The following is a 24021-nucleotide window of genomic DNA, read 5'->3' on the forward strand; positions in this document are numbered from 1 at the left end:
AATGGCGGGATAAAGCGACAAACTTGTGACGCCGCGCACGACCGGCTAATGTGCGTCAGAGGCCTCCGACAGAAGAGGTAGACGTGTCCTACAGCAATACTGCCTGGCTCAATGACGTCCGCCCCAATCCCTATGCCGATCAAATGGCCCTGGGGTTTCGGCATCTGCGTTTCTCGCCCTCCTTGGAGCGTGAGTACCGCGACTATTTCCTTGAAGAGAATTTCGATCTCAAGCGCATTGCCCTTGGCGTCGGCCTGCTGATCTGGCTGGCGTTCGCCGTGCTCGATTTCTATCTGATCAGCAGCGAGGAGCGCTGGTGGATGCTGGCCGTGCGACTGGGCGTGCTGGGCTTGTTGCTGGTGTGCGGCGTGCTGATGCTCCAGCGCCGCCACCGCAACTTGCTGGCGCCGCTGAGCCTGGTTTGTATCGGTGCTCTGGGAATAGGCGCCGGTGCGGTGGTAGCCATCGCCCATCGCAGCGATCCGTCATTCCCCTATGAAGGGCTGGTGCTGGTGTGCATGGCTGCCTATTTCCTGGTGGGGCTGCGGCTGGTGGAGGCCTTGGGCGTTTCGCTGGTGATCCTGCTGGCCTATGTGGGCCTGGAGCTCTGGGCCGGGCTGCCCTGGCCGCGATTGATCAACAACCTGTTGTTCCTGTTGTTCGGCAATGTGGCGGGCGCCGTCGGTTGCTACCTGCTGGAATTCAAGTCTCGCGAGCACTTCCTTATCAGCCGCCTGATGCGGGTCCTGGCGGATCATGACAGCCTGACCGGTCTCCATAACCGCCGCAGCTTCAATCGTCAGCTGGAGCGCCTGTGGCGCCAGGCCCAGCGCGAAAAGCACGGGCTGGCGCTGTTGCTCTGCGACGTTGACCACTTCAAGGCGTACAACGACCGCTACGGCCACCAGGCCGGTGACCAGGTACTGCAGCAAGTGGCCCGGGTGCTGGAAGGAACCGCGCGCCGGCCTCTGGACATGGCTGTGCGTCTGGGAGGCGAGGAGTTTGCCGTGCTGCTCTATGACATCGGCGAACAGGAGGCGCGTCGCTGCGCCGAGACACTGCGCGCGGCGCTGGAGGGCCAGTCCATTCGCCACGAGGCGTCACCCACCGCGCCGGTGTTGACCATGTCCATCGGCGTTGCCTGCATTCATCCGATTCCAGGCATGCCCCTGGGCAAGCTCTACGAGCTGTATGAACACGCGGATCGTGCGCTCTATGAAGGCAAGGCTTTCGGCCGTAACCGGGTCGTGGCATAGATAGTCGCTCCGGATGGCGCGCGCCGTGACTGCCCAAGGCCGCGGCCGGTGCTAGCATCGCCGCTCCTCCCGCCTTGAGCGACCTGCATGGACAAGCTGATCCAGGCCGATGGCCGACCGCATTACGGCATCTTTCCCGCCGCACCGGGCGTCATCAACTACCGCGACTTCGACTTTCGCTCGCCCATGGGGCGCCGCCGCGGTGCGCTGGCCAAGTGGCGTCGCTTCCACCAATTCCAGTACTTCGGCCTGCTCAGCAACGAATTGATCGGCGGCTGCGCCCTGGCCGACCTGAGCCTGGCGGGTGTCGGCTTCGTCTATCTCTTCCATCCGGCCAGTGGGCGCATGATCGAGCGCCAATTCAAGCTGCCGCTGGGGATGGGCACCTCGTTTTCCCAGACGCCGGACGAGGGTGTCTGCGAGCTACGCCAGGGCCGCAACCTGCTGCGCCTGGAGAATCGTGGCGATACGGGGGAGAAGCGGCTTCTGGTGGAGCTGGATGACGGCACTCGCATCGACGCGCGATTCAGCGAGCGGGAGCCTGCCTTCCAGCCCATGTGCATCTGCACGCCGACGGCGGTGGACGGTTGGGTATATGCGCAGAAGGTGGCGGGCGTCACCTGCCGGGGGCAGGTGAACAGTGTCCTGGGCAACTTCGATCTCGGGCAGATCGGCGCCTACGCCCACCACGATTGGTCGGCCGGCTATATGCGCCCGGAAACCCACTGGAACTGGGCCTGCCTGTCCGGCCTGGCCGATGGGCTACGGGTTGGACTGAACCTGTCGTGCGGGGTGAACGAGACCAGTTTTACCGAGAACTGTTTCTGGCTGGATGGGGAGCTGCTCAAAGTCGATTCCGTGCGTTTCGCCTTCGATCGTGACCAGCCCCTCAAGGCCTGGACCATCGCCTCGCATGACGGCCAGGTGGCGTTGACTTTCGAGGGGGCAGGGTTGCATCAGGAGCGGCTGAACCTCGGTTTCATTGCAAGTAATTTCAAGCAGGTGTTCGGCTGCTTCAGCGGCACCCTGCGGCCGATCGGGCGTCCGCCGGTGCGAATCGAGCGTATGTGGGGTTTCGTCGAGGACCAGTATGTGAAGTGGTAGGGCAGGGGGGGCTTGCTCGCGGCATTCGGCTATGATTAGCTGGCTAATTATTAGTATAAGAAGTCCGAGTCAATTTCGATGTCCTATCCCGATCAACACCGTTTCGCTATGCAGCTTGCGCAGATGTCTCGCGCTTGGCGCGCCGAGCTCGACCGTCGTCTCGCCGGCCTCGGGCTGTCCCAGGCTCGTTGGCTGGTGCTGCTGCACCTATCCCGTTTTGAAGAGTTGCCCACCCAGCGCGAGCTGGCCAAGAGCGTCGGCGTCGAAGGCCCGACCCTGGCTCGCCTGCTGGACAGCCTCGAAGCTCAGGGCCTGATTCAGCGCATGGCCGTCATCGAGGACCGCCGGGCGAAGAAGATTGCCCTGTGCCCGCCGGCTCGCCCGTTGATCGAGAAGATCGAAGCCATCTCCAGCCAATTGCGCCAGGAGCTCTTCGCCGGTATCGACGAAGAAGAATTGCGCCATTGCCAGCAGGTTCACGCGCGGATACTGGCGAACCTGGACAACTTCTGATGGGGCAGGACCTTGAGGCGCTGCACGGGCGCTTCGGTGCCCGCTATCCGCAATGGCTACTGGCTTTGTTGATGCTCGGCAGCATGGCGATGATCCTTGCTTCCACCAGTATCAACGTCGCACTGCCGGCGATCATGGACGACTTCGACATCGGCCGGCCGCTGGCGCAATGGCTTGCCACCGGATTCCTCGCCGCCATGACGGCTGGCCTGCTGCTGGCGGCCTGGTTTCAAGCGCGGCTGGGGGCACGGCGTACGGTGCAGCTCGGACTCGGCTTGTTTGGCCTGGCGTCGCTCCTGGCGCTGGTGGCTACTTCTGCCTGGCAGCTGATTGCGCTGCGCATTGTCATGGGGGCCTGTGCCGGCATCATCCAGCCACTGGCGATGGTGCTGATCTTCCGCGTCTATTCCGAGGGTGGCCGTGGCCTAGCCCTGGGGATCTATGGGCTGGGCATCATGGTGGCGCCGACGCTGGGGCCGACCATTGGCGGTTATCTGATCGACCAGTTCGGTTGGGGCGCGGTGTTCTGGCTGCCGCTGCCGCTGTGTTTGTTGGCGCTAATAGGCGCGCAATGGTTGATGCCCAGTGTTCGCGACCGCAATACACCCGGCGTGGACCTGCGGGCATTCGCCCTCCTTTGCATCGCACTGTTCGCCCTGCTCGGCGCACTGGCCGAGGCCCAGCGCTTTGGCTGGCTGGCGCCGAGCACCTGGTTGACGGGGACGCTCGGCCTGGTATGTGCCGCGGCTTTCCTGCACCGCAGCCGTGCCTGCGAGAAGCCTTTGCTGCCACTGCAGCTCTGGCGTCATGCTGCGTTCCGCAACGCCAGCTGGGTCGCCCTGGTGCTCGGTCTGGGGTTGTACGGGTCTACCTACCTGATCCCGCTCTTCCTGCAAACCGTGGAGGGTTACAGCGCGGGTCAGGCCGGTCTGCTGCTGTTGCCGACCGGCGTTGTGCTGGGGCTGGCATCCTTTCTCGGTGGATGGGCCAGCGACCGTCTGTCGGCTGCTTTCATGCTGGTCGTGGGCCTGCTGGTGTTCGCGCTCTCTTCGGCCGCACTGGGTCTGATGGGGGAGGGGACATCCTTCCTGGCGCTCTGTGGCTGGGCCTGTGTCGGCCGGCTTGGGCTCGGGTTGCTTCTGCCGGCCATGAGCACAGGGGCGCTGGATGTCCTCAGTCCGGAAGAACTGGCCCTGGGCGCCGGCGCCATCACGTTCGTTCGTCAGCTGGGAGGCGCATTCGGGGTCAACCTGCTTACCTTCTTCCTGGAGTGGCGCCACACCGCCGGAGGCGGCGATGCCGTGGCCGAAGCGCTGGCGTTCGAGCAGAGTTTCTGGCTGGTTGCGCTGCTTTTCCTCCTGGCGGTAGTGCCGGCGCGAGGCGTGCGTCCTGCAAGGAAGTGAGGTTGCAAATCGCACGACGAAAAATTTGTCAAGCCCAATAGCGAAATTCTGTGGATTGTGGAGTAAGCTACAACGCAGGTCTGTGGCCAGCTGCCATTACGACGGGCAAGGGAGCGAGAAGCCCGGTGCCATGGGTCTTGAGTGGGATGGATAGGGAGCGGCATCCCGCTATCATTGTTGTTTTGAGGTCAAGGTTTTCACGACGTTTCGAGGATGCCCGGGCGGGACATCAGAGGCGTGATTCGTGAGTGCGAATGACCGGGGAGGACGTATGGCAAGGGTTCACAAGCTCCTTCTGACGCTTGCATCTGGCTCTGCACTTTATTCAGGCCTGGTGCCCGCGCTGGGGCTAGGCGAAATCACCTTGCACTCCGCCCTCAACCAACCGCTGGATGCCGAAATCGAGTTGCTAGAGGTCGGCGACCTCAATGACAGCGAGATCAAGGTCAGGCTGGCGTCCGCCGACGATTTCGAGCGTGCCGGTGTCGACCGTTTCATCTTCCTCAACGACCTGCGCTTCAGCCCGGTGATCCGTGGCTCGGGAAGTCGCATCCGTGTGGTGTCGAACAAGCCGGTCCGAGAGCCCTACCTGAATTTCATCGTCGAAGTGGCCCGCCCCAATGGCAAGCTGCTGCGCGAATACACCTTGCTGCTGGACCCGCCCGGTTCCGCCTATACCGCCAATGCGGCGCCGATCAACCCAGCTCGCGCGGTGCCTGTCGCAACCTCGAGCGTGGCGCCGGTACAACCCAAGCCGGCCCCTGCGGCCACCCAGGGCAAGTCCTACCAGGTTGCACGGGGTGACAGCCTTTGGTTGATCGCCAAGCGACTCAGTTCGGGCAGTGGCGTGACCCAGCAGCAGATGCTGGACGGCATTTACGCCCTGAATCCCCAGGCTTTCCCCGGTGGTGATATCAACCTGCTCCATGCCGGCCAGTCGCTGCTGCTGCCGGATAGCGCCGTGCTGGCCAGTGCCCCGGCACCTGTCGCCACAATCCCGGCGGCCGTACCGATCGAGGCGCTAGTCCCTGCTGTCGTGGCACCGTCCGGTCCGACCCTGGAAGCGTTGACCCAGGCCCAACAGCGGGTAGATTCCAGCATTGCCGAGGGTGACGCCGAGCGCGCTGAACTGCGCCAGCATATTGCTGAGTTGCAGGCCAAGCTTGACGCCATGCAACAGCAATTGAGTGGCAGCGATCAGCAGATGTCGGCATTGCAGACCCAGGTCCAGCAAATCACCACCGCTCCAGCTGTCGAGGCACCGCAAGTCCAGCCGTCCCCGGCTCCCGCAATGATCCCTTCCGCCCAGGCCGCCGAGCAAACCGCGCCGATGCCGGTGCAGGAAAACAGCTCCGGCATCAGCCCCTTCTGGTGGGCGATCATGGTGTCCGGCCTGGTTCTGTTGTTCCTGCTGGATTGGGTGCTGCTGCGTCGCTCCCGTCGCGAAGCCCAGGAGCAGGAGCTGGAAGAAGCCCAGACCACAGGCAAGGCCAAGGTGGCCTTCCAGCATCGTCATCAGGACGTGCAACCGGCCGCCCCTGCTCCGGTATTCGCCCAGGCTGCCGTTGCGCCGTTGCAGGTCGTCTCGGTGCCCAGTGCCAAGGCCCACTCCGATGCCCTGGAGGGCGCCAACATCTACATCGCCTATGGCCGCTGGCGGGAAGCCCTGGCCGTACTGCGCCCGGCTGTCGCCCAGGAGCCTCAACGCCTGGAGCTGCGTTATCGCCTGCTGGAAGTGCTTGGCGAACTGCGTGAGCCGGTGGCCTTCACCCTTGAAGAGGCGGCCCTGCGCGAGCTGCACGCGGATGAAGATCGACTGGCCACCATTCGTGCCCGCTACGCCGGCGTGGCGTCGGCGACTGCTTCGACAGATCCCGTATTCGTGCTGGAAGAAGCCACACCGACACTGGCAGCAGCGAGCAACGAGCCAATCGATGGCCTGCAAGCCGACTTCGACGGCTATCCGCTGGATGCCGACTGGGAAGAGGTCAGCCCCTTCAAGACCGCAGAACCCAAGCGCAAGGCGTCTGTGGTCCAGGCCTTCCCGACGGTGGACGACGACGTGGGCTTCCCCACCAATCTCCAGGAGCTGCCGGAAGTCTACGAGCTGACCCTGGATGCCGACACGCTCAGCCCGTTCGGTGAGCTGCCGGAGCTCGCCCAGGCGGAGAGCCTGGACGAACTCACCGCCGAGTTCGTCGACCCTATCGCCAGCCTGGACGATCTGGACAAGCTGGATGCTCGCCAGGAGAACCTCATCAAGCTCAATCTGGCGCTGGCTTATATCGAGCAAGGCAATATCGAAGCGGCCTGCAGCATCCTCAACGAGGTCATCAGCGAAGGCGACGATCAGCAGAAACAGGAAGCGCGCGACCTACTCGCGAAGATTGCCTGAAACGCCTCAGCCTGAATGAAGAAGCCCGGACTTGATCCGGGCTTCTTCATTCGGGGAGATTCCAACGATCGAATGCAGTCCATGCAGGGCTCCCGATGGGCAGCGCTCCGGCCAGCCTGGCGAATGAATTGGTGCGTGTTGCAAGAAGCTGCATTGCCCGTAGGAGCTGGCTTGCCAGCGAATGGCCGCGTTTCGCTGGCAAGCCAGCTCCTACAAGCTCTTGGCCCTATGGTGAATCTCTCGCAACAGCTAACGCCGACATCGCGAATGAATTCGCCCCTACGACGTCCGCGACGGTGCAGGCTGTGCCAGCCCGATCACCCGCTTGGTGGCCAATACCAACCAGCAGGCAAGGATGAAAGGGGCGGTCATGGCTGGCAGGCCGATGGCCTCGAAACCGGGTTGCAGCGTGACACCCAGCAGGATGCCGGCGAGGGCGCACCAGGGACGGCGCAAATCCTTGCCCAGGGCCAAAGCGATCAGCGCGCCATTCAGGCTGAACAGGCCACCCAGTACCGCCTGCATCGGCATGCCCTGGAGCAAGGCGAGAACCAGCGCGGTAATCGAGCCCAGCAGCGCCCAGAGCGCTACCCGCCAACCGGCAAGGAAGAGCGCGCCCAGCACCAGGGCTCCGGCGAGGGGTTGGTCGAGGAACATTACCTGGCCGATGCCCCGCACGAACGCCAGCGCCGTGTTGATCCAGCCGGGTTGCAGCGTTGCGGCGGCTTCAAGGGCTGGCGTCAGCTCCAGCGGGCCACTCAGGGTCAGCAACAGCCAGCCGAGGCCGACGAAAGGCGAGGTGTAGGCCGGCAGCCAATTATGTTGGCGCGTCGCCTTGAGCAGGGGGTTGAGCAGCAGGCTGGACAGGCCGCTGGCGCAGAGGATCAGCAGCGCGAGGTAGAGCGAAGGCTCGAAGCGGGCGCTGAGCAGTAGGCCGAGCAGGACACCGTTGTAGCCGTAGAGTCCGGCCTCGATGTCTTCAGGGGCAAAGCGACGGCGCACGGCCGTAAGCCAGGAAGCGGCACCGCCGAGCAGGGCACCGCCCAGCAGGTTGGGGGCGCCAACGGCAATGGCGAGCAGGATCAGCGCGCCGCAAGCAGGGTGGCGCTGGAGGAAAATCTGGCTAAAACCGTTCAACTGGGCAGTCGCCCAGCTACGGACTTCGGGTCGTAGAGGCAGTCGGTACATGGCAGCTTGAAAAAAGAGGCGCCCCGGTGAAAGGGCGCCGACTAACTGGCCGTGGCCAGATGGGATTTCTGTTAACGCCCGGCATCGGGGCCGGTGCGGGGAGCGCGGGTTCTCTTTGGACCCCGTCGCTCGGGGTGCTTTACATCAGTTCAGGGTTTCGATCCGCAGGCTGTTGGTGCTGCCCGGCTGACCGAACGGCACGCCAGCGGTGATCACCACGGTGTCGCCACGCTTGGCCATGCCCTGGGCCTGGGCGATCTCCAGCGCGGTGCTGGTGACTTCCTCGACCTTGTGCAGGCGTTCGTTGACGACCGAATAGATACCCCAGGCCACGGTCAGGCGACGCGCGGTGTGGAGATTCGGCGTCAGGCTGAGGATCGGCGCCTTGGGCCGCTCGCGGGAAGCGCGCAGGCTGGAGCTGCCGGACTCGGTGTAGTTCACCAGGGCAACCACCGGCAGGATGCTGCTGATGCGGCGGATGGCGCAGCTGATGGCGTCCGAGGAGGTGGCTTCGGCCTGCGGGCGGCTGACGTCGAGCTGGCTTTGGAAGTCCGGACCGTTCTCCACCTGGCGGATGATCTTGCTCATCATCTGCACGGTTTCCAGCGGGTAGTCGCCAGAAGCGGTCTCGGCGGAGAGCATCACGGCGTCGGTGCCTTCAGCCACGGCGTTGGCCACGTCGGTCACTTCGGCACGGGTCGGTGCCGGGGAGAAACGCATGGATTCCAGCATCTGGGTGGCCACCACCACCGGCCGGCCGAGCTGGCGGCAGGTGCGGATGATGTCTTTCTGGATGCGCGGCACATTCTCGGCCGGCACTTCAACGCCCAGGTCGCCGCGGGCAACCATGATGGCGTCGCAGAGGCGGGCGATCTCTTCCAGGTGCACCACGGCGGACGGCTTCTCGATCTTGGCCATGAGGAAGGCGCGCCCCTGGATCAGCTCGCGGGCTTCGATGATGTCTTCGGGGCGCTGCACGAAGGACAGGGCCACCCAATCCACGCCCAGCTCCAGGCCGAAGTCCAGATCACGACGGTCCTTGGCGGTCAGCGGCGAGAGTTGCAGTACGGCCTCCGGCACGTTGACGCCTTTGCGGTCGGACAGTTCGCCACCGGCGATCACGGCGGTTTCCACTGCATCGGCGTGCTTGGCGGTCACCTGCAGGCGCAGGCGGCCGTCGTCCAGCAGCAGGTTCATGCCGGGTTCCAGGGCTTCAATAATTTCCGGATGCGGCAGGTTGACCCGGCGTGCGTCACCCGGGGTGTTATCCAGGTCCAGGCGGAAGGCCTGGCCACGCTCGAGGTTGACCTTGCCGTCGGCGAAGCGGCCCACGCGCAGCTTCGGACCTTGCAGGTCCATCAGGATGCCGATGGGGTAGTTGAGCTGACGCTCTACCTCACGCACCCACTGATAGCGCTGGGCATGGTCGGCGTGCTCGCCGTGGCTGAAGTTCAGGCGAAACAGGTTGACGCCGGCTTCCACCAGTTGGCGGATGTCGTCGATTCCTTTGATAGCCGGACCGAGGGTGGCGAGGATTTTTACTTTCTTGTCAGGCGTCATTTTCAGGGCTCTCGAGAATCAGGATGGCGCGGAAGTCGTTGACGTTGGTGCGGGTCGGGTCAGTGACGATCAGGTCGCCGAGGGCGGCGAAATACCCGTAACCGTTGTTGTTGTCCAGTTCGTCGCTGGCGGAAAGGCCTTGCTTGGCCGCGCGGCCGAAGCTGCACGGGGTCATGATGGCGCCGGCGTTGTCTTCCGAACCGTCGATGCCGTCGGTGTCGCCGGCCAGTGCGTAGACGCCGGGCAGGCCCTTCAGGGTGTTGGTCAGGCTGAGCAGAAACTCGGCGTTGCGCCCGCCACGGCCGTTGCCGCGTACGGTCACGGTGGTCTCACCGCCAGAGAGGATCACGCACGGCGGCGTGATCGGCTGGCCGTGAAGCACCACTTGGCGGGCGATGCCAGCATGAACCTTGGCCACCTCGCGGGATTCGCCTTCCAGATCGCCGAGGATGAGCGGGGTGAGGCCGGCGGCGCGGACTTTCTCGGCGGCGGCATCCAGGGACTGCTGGGGGGTGGCGATCAACTGGAAGTGGCTGCGGGAAAGGCAAGGGTCGCCCGGCTTGACGGTTTCCGAGCGCGGGTCCTGCAGCCAGGCGCGCACGTGGGCCGGTACGTCAATCTCGTAGCGGGCGAGGATTGCCAGGGCTTCGGCTGACGTGGTCGGGTCAGCCACGGTCGGGCCAGAGGCGATCACCGTAGCCTCGTCACCCGGTACGTCGGAGATCGCGTAGGTGTAGACGGTGGCCGGCCAGCAGGCCTTGGCCAGGCGGCCGCCCTTGATTGCCGAGAGGTGCTTGCGCACGCAGTTCATCTCGGAGATCGCGGCGCCGGATTTCAGCAAGGCCTTGTTGATGGCCTGCTTGTCTTTCAGGGTCAGGCCTTCGGCGGGCAGGGCGAGCAGGGAAGAACCACCGCCCGAGAGCAGGAAGATCACCCGGTCGGACTCACTGAGATTGCTCACCAGCTCAAGTACGCGCTGGGCGGTTTCCAGGCCGGCGGCGTCGGGCACTGGGTGGGCGGCCTCGACCACTTCGATCTTCTTGCAGTTGGCGCCATGGCCGTAGCGGGTCACTACCAGGCCGGAGATTTCGCCTTGCCATTCACGTTCGATCACTTCGGCCATGGCGGCAGCGGCCTTGCCGGCGCCTATGACGATGACGCGGCCGGAGCGATCGGCGGGTAAGTGATCAGCCAGCACCTGGCGGGGGTGGGCGGCGGCGATGGCGGTGGCGAACAGGTCGCGCAGGAAGGCTTTGGGATCGAGGGGCATGGCAGGCTCCGGGGCGCTGGATTCTTGTTGGAACCCGCTCAAGATCGGCTGCGCGTCGGAATAACTGCGTTGAGAAATGGCTTCGGACTGCTCATTTACCGCTCGTAAACTCCGCGTCTTCAGCCATTCTCGCCTTGTTCTTCTCTAGCTCGCTCGCTCTTGAACGGGTCCTTTGTGTGCTGCGTGCCAGGCATCGGCAATGCCTGGCCTTCAGGCCGATTTCAGTCCCGAGCCGCCGCGTACAGCGGCTCGGGACTGGAATCGACCTTCCTGATCCTTGGCGCCGTGTCACCGCGGATCAGGAGGGTCGAAAGGGGTCGTAGGACGGGGAGGGCGGGCGCTGGCCATCGCGGGAGCTGCCGGCTCGATGGGCAGTGCTTCGTCCGCCCCGTCCTACGAAACATCACTCCTCGCGAATCGAGAAGTTGGCCATGTGCTCCAGGCCCTTGATCAGGCCGGAGTGGTCCCAGTTGCTGCCACCCAGCGCCGCGCAGGTGCTGAACACTTGCTGGGCGTTGGCGGTGTTCGGCAGGTTCAGGCCCAGCTCGCGGGCGCCGGACAGTGCCAGGTTCAGGTCTTTCTGGTGCAGGCTGATGCGGAAGCCCGGATCGAAGGTGCCCTTGATCATACGCTCGCCATGGACCTCAAGGATCTTGGAACCGGCGAAGCCGCCCATCAGGGCCTCGCGCACCTTGGCCGGGTCGGCGCCGTTACGGGCGGCGAACAGCAGGGCTTCAGCAACCGCCTGGATATTCAGGGCGACGATGATCTGGTTGGCCACCTTGGCGGTCTGGCCATCACCATTGGCACCCACGCGGGTGATGTTCTTGCCCATGGCCTGGAACAGCGGCAGGGCGCGTTCGAAGGCGTTCGGGCAGCCACCGACCATGATGCTCAGGGTCGCGGCCTTGGCGCCTACTTCGCCGCCGGAAACCGGGGCATCCAGGTAGGCGGCGCCGGTGGCCTTGATCTTCTCGGCGAAGGTCTTGGTTGCGGTGGGAGAGATGGAGCTCATGTCGATCACGACTTTGCCGGCACCTACGCCTTCAGCTACGCCGTCCTTGCGGAACAGTACGTCTTCGACCTGAGGGGTGTCCGGCACCATGATGATGATGAACTCGGCTTCCTGGGCAACCTCTTTCGGGTTGGCCAGGCCGATGCCGTTGTCACCCAGCAGGTCGGCCGGGGCCTTGTCGAAATGCTCCGAGAAGAACAGGGTGTGGCCGGCTTTCTGGAGGTTCTGAGCCATGGGCTTGCCCATGATGCCGGTGCCGATGAATCCGATCTTGGCCATGTGATGTACCTCTTTCTTAGATGGCGTTATGGGTTTTCAGCCAGCCCAGGCCGGCAACGGTAGTGGTAGCCGGCTTGTACTCACAGCCGACCCAGCCCTGGTAGCCGATGCGGTCCAGGTGCTGGAAGAGGAAGCGGTAGTTGATCTCGCCGGTGCCCGGCTCGTTGCGGCCCGGGTTGTCGGCGAGCTGCACATGGTTGATCGCAGCGAGGTTGGACTCGACGGTGCGCGCCAGGTCTCCTTCCATGATCTGCATGTGGTAGATGTCGTACTGCAGGAACAGGTTGGCGCTGCCCACTTTCTCGCGGATGGCCAGGGCCTGTTTGGTGTTGTTCAGGTAGAAGCCAGGGATGTCGCGCGTGTTGATGGCTTCCATCACCAGCTTGATGCCAGCGGCCTGGAGCTTCTCGGCGGCGAACTTGAGGTTCTCCACGAAGGTTTGCTCGATGGTGGCGCAGTCAAAGCCCTGCGGGCGGATGCCGGCCAGGCAGTTGATCTGCAAGTTGCCCAGCACCTTGGCGTAGGCGATGGCCTTGTCCACGCCAGCGCGGAATTCTTCCACGCGGTCGGGGTGGCAGGCGATGCCGCGCTCACCCTTTGCCCAGTCACCGGCGGGCAGGTTGAACAGCACCTGCTCCAGTTTGTTGGCGTCCAGGCGGGCACGGATTTCCTCTACCGGGAAGTCGTAGGGGAAGAGGTATTCGACACCGCTGAAGCCGGCTTCGGCAGCAGCGGCGAAACGGTCCAGGAAGTCCACTTCGGTGAACAGCATGGAGAGGTTGGCAGCAAAACGGGGCATGAATGTCTCCTCAAATCTAGCTCCCTCTCCCACCACGAATAGGCGAGGGATTGGGGTAGGGGGGGCACCGAGTCGCCTCGAACATCCCTTACCCCCGGCCCCTCTCCCAATGGGAGAGGGGAGTCAGAGCGATCAATCCAGCAGCGAGATGGCGGTCGGGGCGTCGACGCCGCGCTGGGCCAGTTCCTCGAACTCGTTGATGGCGTTGATCTCGGTACCCATGGAGATGTTGGTGACGCGCTCCAGGATGACCTCGACCACGACCGGCACGCGGAACTCTTCCATCAGTTGCTTGGCCTTGGCGAAAGCGGCCTGCAGGTCGTTGGCGTCGAACACGCGGATCGCCTTGCAGCCCAGGCCCTCGACCACTGCGACGTGGTCCACGCCGTAGCCGTTGAGTTCCGGTGCGTTGATGTTCTCGAAGGACAGCTGCACGCAGAAGTCGATCTCGAAGCCGCGCTGCGCCTGGCGGATCAGGCCCAGGTAGGAGTTGTTCACCAGGACGTGGATGTAGGGCAGGTTGAACTGCGCGCCCACGGCCAGCTCTTCGATCATGAACTGGAAGTCATAGTCGCCGGACAGTGCCACGACCGGACGAGTCGGGTCGGCCTTGACCACGCCCAGGGCTGCCGGAACGGTCCAGCCCAGCGGGCCGGCCTGGCCACAGTTGATCCAGTGGCGCGGCTTGTAGACGTGCAGGAACTGCGCGCCGGCGATCTGCGACAGGCCGATGGTGCTGACGTAGCAGGTGTCCTTGCCGAAGAACTCGTTCATTTCTTCGTACACGCGCTGCGGTTTGACCGGCACGTTGTCGAAGTGGGTCTTGCGCTGCAGGGTGCGCTTGCGCTCGCGGCAGGATTCGACCCAGGCGCTGCGATCTTTCAGCTTGCCGGCGGCTTTCCACTCGCGGGCGACTTCGAGGAAGGCGTCCAGGGCGGAACCGGCGTCGGAGACGATGCCCAGGTCCGGGGTGAACACGCGGCCGATCTGGGTCGGTTCGATGTCGACGTGGATGAAGCGGCGGCCCTGGGTGTAGACGTCGACGGAACCGGTGTGGCGGTTGGCCCAGCGGTTGCCGATGCCGAATACCAGGTCGGATTCCAGCACGGTGGCGTTGCCGTAACGGTGCGAGGTCTGCAGGCCGCACATGCCCGCCATCAGCGGGTGGTCATCGGGGATGGTGCCCCAGCCCATCAGGGTCGGGATGACCGGAACACCGGTCAGCTCGGCGAACTCGACCAGTTTGTCCGACGCGTCGGCATTGATGATGCCGCCACCGGCTACCAGCAGCGGACGCTCGGCATCGTTCAGCATGGCCAAGGCCTTCTCGGCCTGGATACGGCTGGCGGCCGGCTTGTTGACCGACAGCGGCTGATAGGCGTCGATGTCGAACTCGATTTCAGCCATCTGCACGTCGAACGGCAGGTCGATCAGCACCGGGCCTGGACGGCCGCTGCGCATCTCGAAGAAGGCTTTCTGGAAGGCGTAAGGCACCTGGCCCGGTTCCAGAACGGTGGTTGCCCATTTGGTGACCGGCTTGACGATGCTGGTGATGTCGACGGCCTGGAAGTCTTCCTTGTGCAGGCGAGCACGCGGAGCCTGGCCAGTGATGCAGAGGATCGGGATGGAGTCGGCGGACGCCGAGTACAGGCCGGTGACCATGTCGGTGCCGGCGGGGCCGGAAGTGCCGATGCAGACGCCGATGTTGCCCGCGTTGGTGCGGGTGTAACCCTCAGCCATGTGCGAGGCGCCTTCGACGTGACGGGCCAGTACATGGTCAATGCCGCCGATCTTGTTCAGGGCCGCGTACAGCGGGTTGATGGCGGCGCCGGGAATGCCGAACGCGGTGTCGATGCCTTCGCGGCGCATCACCAGGACGGCAGCCTCGATTGCTCTCATTTTGGCCATGTTTTGTGCCTCTTTCTTGTGAAAATTGTATACAAGCTACGTGACTGGATTCTATTCAGCACCTGACTGAAGGGTCAAGGCCATTTGTGAGGTTAAAGGTCGCAGGGTGGCGACTCTTTTAAAACGCCCGTTTCACGGGCCTCACCATGGAGACTCAAAGCGCTGACGAACACACTGTATACAAAAAAGAATCTGATTGTATCTATCTGTTGATTTTTTTGTGTTCGATGGGATAGTGGGCTACAGCTTTCGGATGCGTCGCAGGACGGGCTGGAAAATGCCCGCGTGGATCCAGGGGTGCGCCAGCCCTGGCCCGGACGACGCCGCACAAGGTTCAACCACTCACGAGGAACGCTTGAAAATGACCACTCTGACCCTGGAAACCGCTGTGAGCATTTCCAATCACGCCCTGGCCGTTGGTCGGGAGCTGCGCACGGCGCCGCTGACCATCGCTGTGCTGGATGCCGGCGGGCACCTGATCACCCTGCAGCGCGAGGATGGCGCCAGCATGCTTCGCCCGCAGATTGCCATCGGTAAAGCCTGGGGCGCCGTGGCGCTGGGTAAGGGGTCGCGCCTGATCGCCGCCGACGCCCAGCAGCGCCCGGCCTTCATTGGCGCGGTGAACAACCTCGCCGACGGCAATCTGGTACCGGCGCCAGGTGGCGTGCTGATCCGCGATGGTCAAGGTGCCGTGATCGGCGCCATCGGCATCAGCGGTGACACCTCGGATATCGACGAGCAGTGCGCGGTGAGTGCGGTGGAAGCGTTGGGCCTGCAGGCGGACGCCGGCGCGGCCTGATACGAGGCAGGGGCTGCTGCGCAGCCCTCGGCGAATGAATTCGCCCCCACAGGGTTGGTACCTTGTGGGGGCGATTTTTTTCAGGGGATTTTTGTCGGGGTATCAGGCGCTCTTGGCCTGAACCTTTTCCTCGACCTCACAACCCTTGATCACCAGACGGATGATGGTTTCCGCGGCGGCATCGTAGTCGGCATCGCTGAGGCTGGACTTGCCGGTAACGGTAGATATCTGCCAATCGAAGTCAGCGTAGGTCTGGGTTGCGGCCCAGATGCTGAACAGCAGGTGATGAGGGTCGATCTTGGCCATCAGGCCCTGGTCGATCCAGCGCTGGATGCATTCGATGTTGTGCTTGGCCTGCAGGTTGAGCTGCTCGGTCTGTTCGGGCGAGAGGTGTGGTGCACCGTGCATGATCTCGCTGGCGAACACCTTGGAGGCGTAAGGAAGGTCGCGGGAGATGCGGATCTTCGAGCGAATGTAGGCGGTTAGCACCTCGAAGGGATGACCGGTCTGGTTGAACGGCGCTGACGCCTGCAAAAGCGGCTCGACGATGCTCTCGAGCACCTCGCGGTAGAGGTTCTCTTTCGACTTGAAGTAGTAATAGACGTTGGGCTTGGGCAGGCCAGCCTTGGCCACGATGTCGCTCGTCTTGGTGGCGGCGAACCCTTTGTCGGCGAATTCCTCGCTGGCCGCGCGCAGGATCAGGTCTCTGTTGCGCTCGCGAATACTGCTCACATCGGCTCCTTTTTTGGCTCGCCCGGGCGCCAGGAAGGCCGGCCGGCGAGAGGTCGGGCATGTTATCACCCGCTTTGCGAGGCCCTCAAGCGAGACACTGGATGAATTTCCTGTATACAAAATTACGGTCTTCTGTTTCCATTCGGCATCCGTCCATGTCACCGGAGTCCTGTCCGGTGTGTGTTGCGGCAGACTTCACCCATGCAAGACAACCACTTGCTCGACCCCTTCGGGCGTCGAATTTCCTACCTGCGCCTCTCGGTCACTGACCGTTGCGACTTCCGTTGCACCTATTGCATGAGCGAGGACATGGTCTTCGCTCCCCGCGCGCAGATCCTCAGCCTCGAAGAGCTCTATGCCGTCGCCGATGCGTTCATTGGCCTCGGGGTTTCGCGCATCCGCATCACCGGTGGTGAGCCGTTGGTACGCAAGGGCCTCACCTCGTTGTTGGCGCGTCTGGGCGCCCGTGAGGAACTGGAAGACCTGGCCATCACCAGTAACGGTTCCCAGCTCGGGCACATGGCTGCTGACTTGCGCCGGGCTGGGGTCACTCGCCTGAATATCAGCCTCGACTCCCTGAAGCGCGAACGCTTCGCCGCCTTCACCCGCCGTGACCGCCTGGAGCAGGTACTGGCTGGAATCGACGCGGCTCGAGCGGCTGGCTTTCGTCGCATCAAGCTCAATACTGTCGTGCAGAAAGGCCGTAACGACGATGAAGTCCAGGAACTGGTGGCCTTCGCTGTGGAACGCGGCCTGGACATCAGTTTCATCGAGGAAATGCCGCTGGGCAGCGTTTCCAGTCACGAGCGCAAGGTCACGCTGTGTACGTCGGACGATGTGCGCGAGCGGGTGGAGCAGCGCTTCCAGTTGCTGCCCAGCAGCTATCGCACGGGCGGGCCGTCGCGCTACTACCAGGTGGTCGGCAGCGGCACCCAGGTCGGTTTCATTTCCCCCCATAGCCGCAACTTCTGCGGCGACTGCAACCGGGTGCGCGTCACCGCCGAAGGCAAGCTGGTGCTCTGCCTTGGCCACGAAGGCGCGCTGGACCTCAAGTCGCTGATCCGGCGGCATCCCGGTGACCGCGAGCGGCTGCGGGCGGCGCTGATCGAAGCGCTCAGGCTCAAGCCCGAGCGGCATTTCTTCGAAGCAGACCAGCAGGTGCAAGTGGTGCGCTTCATGAGCATGACCGGCGGCTGATCGAGTTCCCTGGATCAGCGCTGGCTGCGTGGCTTCAGCTCGCCGCAGGAAACCTGCTGTGTTCGATGAAGCGCCTTGCCATGGCGTCCCAGGGGCCTCGATTCCTTTCTGATCAGATCCTGATAACAAGAGCGCCCGCCAGGGCGAAGGAGAACACACATGGGCAAGACGCTACTGGTAAAGAACGCTGACCTTCTGGTGACCATGGACGGCCAGCGCCGGGAGATCCGGCAGGGCGGGATGTTCATCGAGGACAATCGCATCGTTCAGGTCGGGCCAAGCAGTGAGCTGCCTCAGACCGCTGACGAAGTGCTGGATATGAAGGGCAAGGTCGTCATTCCTGGCCTGGTCAACACCCACCACCACATGTACCAGAGCCTGACGCGCGTGGTGCCAGCCGCCCAGGACGGCGAGCTGTTCAACTGGCTGACCAACCTCTATCCAATCTGGGCGCGGTTGACCCCAGAGATGATTGGCGTCTCGACCCAGACCGCCATGGCCGAGTTGATTCTTTCCGGCTGCACCACCTCCAGCGACCACCTCTACATCTACCCCAACGGCTGCAAGCTGGATGACAGCATTCACGCCGCCGGCGAGATCGGTATGCGCTTCCATGCCGCACGCGGCAGCATGAGCGTTGGCCGCAGCCAGGGCGGCCTGCCGCCGGATTCGGTGGTGGAGAAGGAAGCGGACATCCTCAAGGAGTCCCAGCGCCTGATCGAGGACTACCACGATGCGTCCCATGGCTCGATGCTGCGGGTGGTGGTGGCGCCGTGCTCGCCCTTCTCGGTGAGCCGCGACCTGATGCGCGAAGCCGCTGTGCTGGCGCGTCAGTACGGCGTATCGCTGCACACCCACTTGGCCGAAAACGTCAACGACATCGCTTACAGCCGGGAAAAGTTCGGCATGACGCCGGCCGAATATGCCGAAGACCTGGGGTGGGTCGGCCACGACGTCTGGCACGCCCACTGCGTGCAACTCGACGAGCATGGCATCGAGCTTTTCGCCCGCACCGGCACGGGCGTTGCCCACTGCCCCTGCTCGAACATGCGCCTGGCCTCCGGCATCGCGCCGGTTCGCCGTATGCGCGATGCCGGTGTGCCGGTCGGCCTGGGCGTGGACGGTTCGGCATCCAACGACGGTGCCACCATGATCGGTGAAGTGCGCCAGGCACTGCTGCTGCAACGGGTTGGTTTCGGCCCCGACGCGATGACCGCCCGCGAGGCGCTGGAAATTGCCACCCTGGGTGGCGCCAAGGTGCTCAATCGCGACGACATCGGCGCGCTTGCGCCGGGCATGGCGGCCGACTTCGTCGCCTTCGACCTCAACCATATCGCTTACGCCGGCGCCCTCCATGATCCGCTCGCGGCGTTGGTGTTCTGCACGCCGACCCAGGTTTCCACCAGCGTGATCAACGGCAAGGTCGTGGTACGCGACGGCCAACTGGTCACCGTCGACCTGCCGCGTGTACTGGAACGCCACAACCAACTGGCGCGGCAACTGGTACTGGGCGAGTAAATCGTCCTGATGGGGCGTGGCCGGGTGCCGCGCCCCTTTTCTGTTCGTGCCCACATGAGAACAAGGAGAAGGTCATGAAACCTCAGGTTTTCGGCTGGCTGGCTGCCGGCCTGTTGTCCGCGAATGGCGCCTTGGCGCAGACCTACGTAATCGGTGTCGAAAAGCAGTCGTTCCAACCCCATTACTGGATCAGCGACCAGGGCGAGTACCAGGGCTTTGCCCGTGATGTGCTCGACTTGTTCGCGCGCGAAGCCGGGCTGGACATTCAGTACCAGGCCCTGCCGGTCAATCAGCTCACTCAGCACCTGCTCAATGGCAGCATCGACTTCAAGTACCCGGATAACGCCAAGTGGGCCGGTGACCTGAAGGGCAACAAGGACATCGCCTACAGCCTGCCGGTGGTGCAGTACGTCGACGGTGTGCTTGTGCCGCCCAAGCGGCAGGGCAAGGGAATCGATCAGTTGGCGAGGCTGGCGGTGGTGGATGGCTGGACGCCCTGGACCTACCAGGACCGTATCGATGGCGGTCAGACCCAGGTGGTGCGCAGCGCCGATCTGGGCCAGATGATCAAGCAGGCAATGAAGCAGCAGGCAGACGGTGCCTACTACAACGTCGTGGTCGCCACCTACTACCTGGACAACATCCGTGCGCGCCCCGGTGCCCTGGTGTTCGATCCGAACCTGCCCCACACCCGTGGAACCTTCAATCTCTCCAGCCTCAGGTATCCGGAGCTGATAGCGCGCTTCGATCGCTTCCTCGCTGAGCACCGGCAGGAAGTCGATGCGCTCAAGGCGCGCTACCAGGTGGAGTCCAACCTGGATTCAGAGTACCTCGGCATGGAGCAGTGGAAGATCGACTTCCTGAAACGCCAGAAAGAGAAGGATAACCCCTGACTGCGATTGGCCTGGAAGTGCCGCAGCAGAGCGCTCGGAAGGCTGTTTGGTTATTCTGTTTGGCGGTTTTGTACACAATTCTGAAAGAAAGTGTTGTTTGTGACGTTCGCCGCGTGTATATAATTCGGAAAATCCTGACCGCAAGATCAGCTTTTTCTGATGAAGTAACTACATGGGGTGTTCATCGGCACCCGTGTAAGCCAACGACCGACAAGAACAATAGGCAGGCTTTACCCATGAGTTCATCCGACATTTCCGGGGTTCGCTCCGACCTCAGTCACCACCTGGAGGATCGCCCAGGGACGAGGTACTCCCGCTTCACAGCTTTCGGCCGACTATCTGCATACTTCTCCGGCATTGCCGCGTCGACGCTGATTGTTGGCGGCCTGCTCGGACCGCCCGGCCTCGTCCTTAAAGACGCAAGCGCACACGTACTCGAACCCCTGGCCTCGATGAGCGAAGTCCAGCGGAACGCCTTGGACGCAGCCGAACAGCGCAACGCTGAAGACAGCCCGTCCAGCATCGCCCGCCACTCCAGCCTCGACCTGACCGGCTGACACTCGGCGCGCGCAACCCCCTTCAATCCCGAACCTGCCTGCAGCCTGCCTTCATGCCCAGGGCGGTCTTTGGGTGGGCGCGGGGCGGAAAAACCTGAAACCCACTAAAACAAGGAAAAAACCATGAAAGCCAAGTATCTGCCGCACTGCCTCGCCCTCACGACCGGATTGCTCGGTGGCGGCCAGGCGATCGCCGGTGACCTGCTGTTCTGGCAGAACAACAGCCTGAGCTACCTCTACGGCCAGAACTTCAAGATCAACCCGGAGATCCAGCAGACGGTGACCTTCGAGCACGCGGATGGCTGGAAGTACGGCGATAACTTCTTCTTCCTCGACAAGATCTTCTACAACGGTGACAAGGACGATCTCGTTGGTGACAACACCTATTACGGTGAATTCCAGCCGCGCCTGTCGCTGGGCAAGATCTTCGACCAGAAGATCCAGTTCGGTCCGGTTACCGACGTACTGCTGGCCATGACCTACGAGTTCGGTGAAGGCGACGTCGAGTCCTACCTGATCGGCCCGGGCTTCGACCTGGCCATTCCTGGCTTCGACTTTTTCCAGGTCAACTTCTACAACCGCACTACCGATGGCAGCCGCCCGGGCGACAACGTCTGGCAGATCACCCCGGTGTGGAGCTACACCATTCCGGTGGGCAATTCCGACATCCTGATCGATGGCTTCATGGACTGGGTGGTGGACAACGACGAAAACAGCCGCGGCACCTACCACGCCAACCTGCACTTCAACCCGCAGGTGAAGTACGACCTGGGCAAGGCTATGGGCTGGGGTGAAAAGCAGCTCTACGTCGGTTTCGAATACGACTACTGGAAGGACAAGTACGGTATCGACAACGACAGCTTCCTGGGTGACGTGATCCTCGATGGCACCGACCAGAACACCGCCAGCCTGCTGGTCAAGGCGCACTTCTGATCGCATTGCGTAACAAGACGAGGGGGACGGCGCGCGGCGCCGTCCGCCCGTTCAGGATGGGAGGGGAGCCATGGCTGTTTCTGTAGGGGCGAACTCATTCGCCAGGGGCCGCGCAGCGACCCCCAGCCTGGTATTGCACCGGAGGGCAGGCCGTTGGCCTGCTTGGCGAACAAATTCGTCCCTGCAACAGATGAGGTCACTCCACCACAAACCGAGCGATTTTGCGGCGGGCCTTAACTCAGAAGGTGAACTCCAGGTTCACCGTCGGCGTCGAGGTGCGGCTGCCACGGCCACCGTCGACACCGAACTTGTTGTGCCAGTACTCGTAGCCGACACCCAGCCACAGGTTCGGCTTGCGCTTTGCTCCGGGCATGGCAGCGACCATGAGCGAGGTGCGCATCAGGGTTTCCGGGGCGGTGTCCTTGTCGAAGTAATCCTCGCCCTTCTCACCGACGTAGTTGACGAACCCCTGGAACTTGGCGTCGTGCTCGCCGAGCTGGAAGGGCTTGAGCCACGTCAGGTTGACCATGTACGTGGCGTCGAAGGTGTGGTCCGGATGCTTGGCGTTGGGGATGCCCGAGTGGTTCTTCTCCCGGTAGTACATCAGGCTCAGGTCGAGCACGCCGGCACCGTTGAACTTGAGGGTAGGGCCGAACACCAGGGCGCGTTTCTTGGCCGAGGCCAGGTTGTTGTTGCGGTTGGCGTCGAAGCCGAAGGTGAAGGCGTAGTCCTTGATCAGGCCGGTCCCCAGCGGTTGGTCGAATACCCGTGAGGCAAACAGTTGATGGCGGTAGACCGCGTAGACCTCGCTGCCACCGTGGTCGGTGCCCTTGCGCGGGTCGCGACTGTCGGAGAGGAATACATCGAGGTTGAAGAAGTTGCTGCCGTACCGGTAGCCGTCGGCATGGGTAAAGCTGTAGGCCCGTTTCGCAAACTTGTTCGGGTTGTTCGGATTGGTGAACTGCTGGCCGTAGCGGAAGCCGACGCTGTTGTTCATCCACTCGAAGAACTTGCCGTCCTCCGCGGCGAAGCCGGTTGGGCCCGCGGCCATCAAGGCGGCGCCAAGCGCCAGACTGGTGTAACGACGCATTCGGGTACTCCTTCTTTTTGTTGTTGAGCTGAAAGCGGAAAAGCCTTCCCCTGAACGGCAGCGCGCGAGGGCGGCCGTCACCGGGTTCTGAGGTTAAAAGAGCCCGCCGGGTAGGCGGGCTGTTGAAGTCCGGCTGTACCTCATGGGAACGGCCGGATGGGAGCAACTTCAGGTCAGTGGGCGACGTACTGCCGGCTGCGACCCTTCTCCCCGAGAATGTTGAACAGCAGATTCAGGGTGAGGGCGCTGACGGTGGCCATGGCGATGCCGCTATGGGTGATGGGCTCCATCCAGTGGGGGAGCTGGGCGAAGAGTTCGGGGCGTACGACCGGCGCCATGCCCATGCCCATGCTCACGGCGACCAGCAACTGGTTGCGGCGATCGCCGATGTCGGCCTCGTGAAGGATCTTGATACCGGTGGCGGCCACCATGCCGAACATCGCCAGGCCCGCGCCACCCAGCACTGCTGGCGGGATCGAGGCCACCAGGAAGGCGGCCTTCGGGAGCAGGCTGAGGCCGATCAGGAAGGCGCCCGCAGCGACCGTCACGTAGCGGCTGCGCACGCCGGTCATCTGTACCAGGCCGATGTTCTGGGCGAAGGAGGAATGGGTGAAGGTGTTGAAGAAGCCGGCCAGGAAGGACGCGCCAGCGTCACACATCAGGCCGCGGCGCAGGGCGTTGGGGCAGACCTCGCGACCGGTGATCTTGCCCAGGGCCAGGAACATGCCGGTGGACTCGACGAAGATGATCACTACCACCAGGCACATCGACAACACGGAGGCCAGCTCGAACTTCGGCATGCCGAAGTGCATGGGTTCCACGATCTGGAACCAGGGCGTTTCGTCCAGGCCATCGAGGTTGACCATCCCGCAGGCGCCGGCCAGGGCGTAGCCCAGGGCCATGCCGACCAGCACCGAGACATTCACCCAGAAGCCCTTGAGGAAGCGGTTCACCAACAGGATGGTGCCCAGTACCAGGGCCGCGATAGACAGGTATTCCAGCCCGCCAAACTGCGTGGCCGTGTTACCGCCGCCGGCCCAGTTGACTGCAACCGGGAAGAGCGTGAGGCCGATGGAGGTGATCACGGTGCCGGTCACCAGCGGCGGGAAGAAGCGCACGATGCGTGACATGAAGGGGGCCAGCAGCAAGCCGAAGAAGCCGGCGGCAATGGTGGCGCCGAAAATACCCTGGATGCCGACGCCGGGCATGCCGGCCATCACGACCATGCTGCCGACGGCGGCGAAACTGGCCCCCATCATCACCGGCATGCGGATGCCCACCGGGCCGATGCCGATGGATTGCACAATGGTGGCGATGCCGGCAACCAGCAGGTCGGCGTTGATCAGGAAGGCGATTTCTTCACGGGAAAGACCGGCGGCCTGGCCGACGATCAGGGGTACGGCAACGGCGCCGCCGTACATAAGCAGGACATGCTGGAAGCCGACAAGCAGCAATTGCATCAGGGGCAGGCGCTGGTCAGCGGGCGAAAGGGCGATCTCTCGCTCTGTCGGAGTGGTCATGCAACACCTCGGGCGCTTTTGTTCTTGTAAGTCGCTTGGCAATGCCGCGCCTCGTGGGTGCGGCGTGCCGGGTATTCATGTTGCGGCCGGGT

General features: G+C 63.3%; 20 protein-coding genes. 11 read left to right on the forward strand and 9 right to left on the reverse strand.

Annotated features, from left to right (window positions below):
- Positions 1-143 precede the first annotated feature (143 nt).
- The 5 genes from G559_RS0118790 (at position 144) to G559_RS0118810 (ending at position 6671) form a co-directional block, all read left to right on the forward strand.
- Complete coding sequence (locus G559_RS0118790) at positions 144-1256, forward strand: GGDEF domain-containing protein (RefSeq protein ID WP_051246779.1); 1113 nt, start codon at positions 144-146, stop codon at positions 1254-1256.
- 87 nt (positions 1257-1343) lie between these two features.
- Positions 1344-2360 carry a DUF2804 domain-containing protein gene (locus tag G559_RS0118795; RefSeq protein ID WP_028629727.1) on the forward strand — a complete coding sequence of 339 codons (1017 nt, stop codon included), beginning with the start codon at positions 1344-1346 and terminating at the stop codon, positions 2358-2360.
- A 78-nt stretch (positions 2361-2438) separates the two neighbouring features.
- On the forward strand, positions 2439-2873 hold the full coding sequence (locus G559_RS0118800) for a MarR family transcriptional regulator (protein WP_028629728.1): 435 nt from the start codon (positions 2439-2441) through the stop codon (positions 2871-2873).
- On the forward strand, positions 2873-4276 hold the full coding sequence (locus G559_RS0118805) for a DHA2 family efflux MFS transporter permease subunit (protein ID WP_028629729.1): 1404 nt from the start codon (positions 2873-2875) through the stop codon (positions 4274-4276). The genes G559_RS0118800 and G559_RS0118805 overlap by 1 nt, the downstream gene beginning before the upstream one ends.
- Before the next feature lie 271 nt (positions 4277-4547).
- On the forward strand, positions 4548-6671 hold the full coding sequence (locus tag G559_RS0118810; protein WP_051246767.1) for a FimV/HubP family polar landmark protein: 2124 nt from the start codon (positions 4548-4550) through the stop codon (positions 6669-6671).
- A gap of 279 nt (positions 6672-6950) precedes the next feature.
- On the opposite strand, the gene G559_RS0118815 is transcribed toward G559_RS0118810, so the two are convergent.
- From G559_RS0118815 to gcl, 6 genes are all read right to left on the reverse strand, one after another.
- The gene (locus tag G559_RS0118815; protein WP_051246770.1) at positions 6951-7859 is read right to left on the reverse strand and encodes an urea transporter; all 909 of its coding nucleotides are present in this window, start codon (positions 7857-7859) and stop codon (positions 6951-6953) included.
- Positions 7860-8003: 144 nt separating this feature from the next.
- Entirely contained in the window at positions 8004-9419 is a 1416-nt protein-coding gene (gene pyk / locus G559_RS0118820; protein WP_028629732.1) for a pyruvate kinase, read from the reverse strand.
- The gene (locus tag G559_RS0118825; RefSeq protein ID WP_028629733.1) at positions 9409-10689 is read right to left on the reverse strand and encodes a glycerate kinase type-2 family protein; all 1281 of its coding nucleotides are present in this window, start codon (positions 10687-10689) and stop codon (positions 9409-9411) included. The genes pyk and G559_RS0118825 overlap by 11 nt, the downstream gene beginning before the upstream one ends.
- 403 nt (positions 10690-11092) lie before the next feature.
- Complete coding sequence (locus G559_RS0118830) at positions 11093-11983, reverse strand: 2-hydroxy-3-oxopropionate reductase (RefSeq protein WP_028629734.1); 891 nt, start codon at positions 11981-11983, stop codon at positions 11093-11095.
- Positions 11984-11999: 16 nt separating this feature from the next.
- Complete coding sequence (hyi, locus tag G559_RS0118835; protein ID WP_028629735.1) at positions 12000-12782, reverse strand: hydroxypyruvate isomerase; 783 nt, start codon at positions 12780-12782, stop codon at positions 12000-12002.
- A 132-nt stretch (positions 12783-12914) separates the two neighbouring features.
- Positions 12915-14690: a glyoxylate carboligase gene (gcl, locus tag G559_RS0118840; RefSeq protein WP_028629736.1), complete on the reverse strand. Its 1776-nt coding sequence runs from the start codon at positions 14688-14690 to the stop codon at positions 12915-12917.
- A gap of 361 nt (positions 14691-15051) precedes the next feature.
- On the opposite strand from gcl, the gene G559_RS0118845 reads away from it, so the two are divergent.
- The gene (locus G559_RS0118845; RefSeq protein WP_028629737.1) at positions 15052-15489 is read left to right on the forward strand and encodes a GlcG/HbpS family heme-binding protein; all 438 of its coding nucleotides are present in this window, start codon (positions 15052-15054) and stop codon (positions 15487-15489) included.
- A 102-nt stretch (positions 15490-15591) separates the two neighbouring features.
- On the opposite strand, the gene G559_RS0118850 is transcribed toward G559_RS0118845, so the two are convergent.
- Entirely contained in the window at positions 15592-16221 is a 630-nt protein-coding gene (locus G559_RS0118850; protein ID WP_028629738.1) for a TetR/AcrR family transcriptional regulator, read from the reverse strand.
- Between the two features lie 201 nt (positions 16222-16422).
- On the opposite strand from G559_RS0118850, the gene moaA reads away from it, so the two are divergent.
- The 5 genes from moaA to G559_RS0118875 all read left to right on the forward strand — a co-directional run bounded on the left by moaA (position 16423) and on the right by G559_RS0118875 (position 21319).
- A complete protein-coding gene (gene moaA, locus G559_RS0118855; protein ID WP_028629739.1) occupies positions 16423-17418 on the forward strand; it encodes a GTP 3',8-cyclase MoaA in 996 nt (331 codons plus the stop codon).
- A 159-nt stretch (positions 17419-17577) separates the two neighbouring features.
- Entirely contained in the window at positions 17578-18936 is a 1359-nt protein-coding gene (locus G559_RS0118860; protein WP_028629740.1) for an 8-oxoguanine deaminase, read from the forward strand.
- A 74-nt stretch (positions 18937-19010) separates the two neighbouring features.
- Positions 19011-19829 carry a substrate-binding periplasmic protein gene (locus G559_RS0118865; RefSeq protein ID WP_028629741.1) on the forward strand — a complete coding sequence of 273 codons (819 nt, stop codon included), beginning with the start codon at positions 19011-19013 and terminating at the stop codon, positions 19827-19829.
- 236 nt (positions 19830-20065) lie between these two features.
- Positions 20066-20386 (forward strand): hypothetical protein, encoded by a 321-nt coding sequence (locus G559_RS30460; protein ID WP_155945739.1) that lies wholly within the window; start codon positions 20066-20068, stop codon positions 20384-20386.
- A 123-nt stretch (positions 20387-20509) separates the two neighbouring features.
- Positions 20510-21319: an outer membrane protein OmpK gene (locus G559_RS0118875; RefSeq protein WP_051246772.1), complete on the forward strand. Its 810-nt coding sequence runs from the start codon at positions 20510-20512 to the stop codon at positions 21317-21319.
- Between the two features lie 238 nt (positions 21320-21557).
- On the opposite strand, the gene G559_RS0118880 is transcribed toward G559_RS0118875, so the two are convergent.
- Complete coding sequence (locus G559_RS0118880; RefSeq protein ID WP_051246783.1) at positions 21558-22370, reverse strand: hypothetical protein; 813 nt, start codon at positions 22368-22370, stop codon at positions 21558-21560.
- A 212-nt stretch (positions 22371-22582) separates the two neighbouring features.
- A complete protein-coding gene (locus tag G559_RS0118885; protein WP_028629744.1) occupies positions 22583-23929 on the reverse strand; it encodes a nucleobase:cation symporter-2 family protein in 1347 nt (448 codons plus the stop codon).
- Positions 23930-24021: the final 92 nt, after the last annotated feature.

This window comes from Metapseudomonas resinovorans DSM 21078 (assembly GCF_000423545.1).
Classification (GTDB): domain Bacteria; phylum Pseudomonadota; class Gammaproteobacteria; order Pseudomonadales; family Pseudomonadaceae; genus Metapseudomonas; species Metapseudomonas resinovorans.

Bases quoted from the DNA above. Each gene is read 5' to 3' on its own strand.
- G559_RS0118790 (WP_051246779.1), top strand. From the start codon at position 144: ATGGCCCTGGGGTTTCGGCATCTGCGTTTCTCGCCCTCCTTGGAGCGT.
- G559_RS0118795 (WP_028629727.1), top strand. From the start codon at position 1,344: ATGGACAAGCTGATCCAGGCCGATGGCCGACCGCATTACGGCATCTTT.
- G559_RS0118800 (WP_028629728.1), top strand. From the start codon at position 2,439: ATGTCCTATCCCGATCAACACCGTTTCGCTATGCAGCTTGCGCAGATG.
- G559_RS0118805 (WP_028629729.1), top strand. From the start codon at position 2,873: ATGGGGCAGGACCTTGAGGCGCTGCACGGGCGCTTCGGTGCCCGCTAT.
- G559_RS0118810 (WP_051246767.1), top strand. From the start codon at position 4,548: ATGGCAAGGGTTCACAAGCTCCTTCTGACGCTTGCATCTGGCTCTGCA.
- G559_RS0118815 (WP_051246770.1), bottom strand. From the start codon at position 7,859: ATGTACCGACTGCCTCTACGACCCGAAGTCCGTAGCTGGGCGACTGCC.
- pyk (WP_028629732.1), bottom strand. From the start codon at position 9,419: ATGACGCCTGACAAGAAAGTAAAAATCCTCGCCACCCTCGGTCCGGCT.
- G559_RS0118825 (WP_028629733.1), bottom strand. From the start codon at position 10,689: ATGCCCCTCGATCCCAAAGCCTTCCTGCGCGACCTGTTCGCCACCGCC.
- G559_RS0118830 (WP_028629734.1), bottom strand. From the start codon at position 11,983: ATGGCCAAGATCGGATTCATCGGCACCGGCATCATGGGCAAGCCCATG.
- hyi (WP_028629735.1), bottom strand. From the start codon at position 12,782: ATGCCCCGTTTTGCTGCCAACCTCTCCATGCTGTTCACCGAAGTGGAC.
- gcl (WP_028629736.1), bottom strand. From the start codon at position 14,690: ATGGCCAAAATGAGAGCAATCGAGGCTGCCGTCCTGGTGATGCGCCGC.
- G559_RS0118845 (WP_028629737.1), top strand. From the start codon at position 15,052: ATGACCACTCTGACCCTGGAAACCGCTGTGAGCATTTCCAATCACGCC.
- moaA (WP_028629739.1), top strand. From the start codon at position 16,423: ATGCAAGACAACCACTTGCTCGACCCCTTCGGGCGTCGAATTTCCTAC.
- G559_RS0118860 (WP_028629740.1), top strand. From the start codon at position 17,578: ATGGGCAAGACGCTACTGGTAAAGAACGCTGACCTTCTGGTGACCATG.
- G559_RS0118865 (WP_028629741.1), top strand. From the start codon at position 19,011: ATGAAACCTCAGGTTTTCGGCTGGCTGGCTGCCGGCCTGTTGTCCGCG.
- G559_RS30460 (WP_155945739.1), top strand. From the start codon at position 20,066: ATGAGTTCATCCGACATTTCCGGGGTTCGCTCCGACCTCAGTCACCAC.
- G559_RS0118875 (WP_051246772.1), top strand. From the start codon at position 20,510: ATGAAAGCCAAGTATCTGCCGCACTGCCTCGCCCTCACGACCGGATTG.
- G559_RS0118880 (WP_051246783.1), bottom strand. From the start codon at position 22,370: ATGGCCGCGGGCCCAACCGGCTTCGCCGCGGAGGACGGCAAGTTCTTC.
- G559_RS0118885 (WP_028629744.1), bottom strand. From the start codon at position 23,929: ATGACCACTCCGACAGAGCGAGAGATCGCCCTTTCGCCCGCTGACCAG.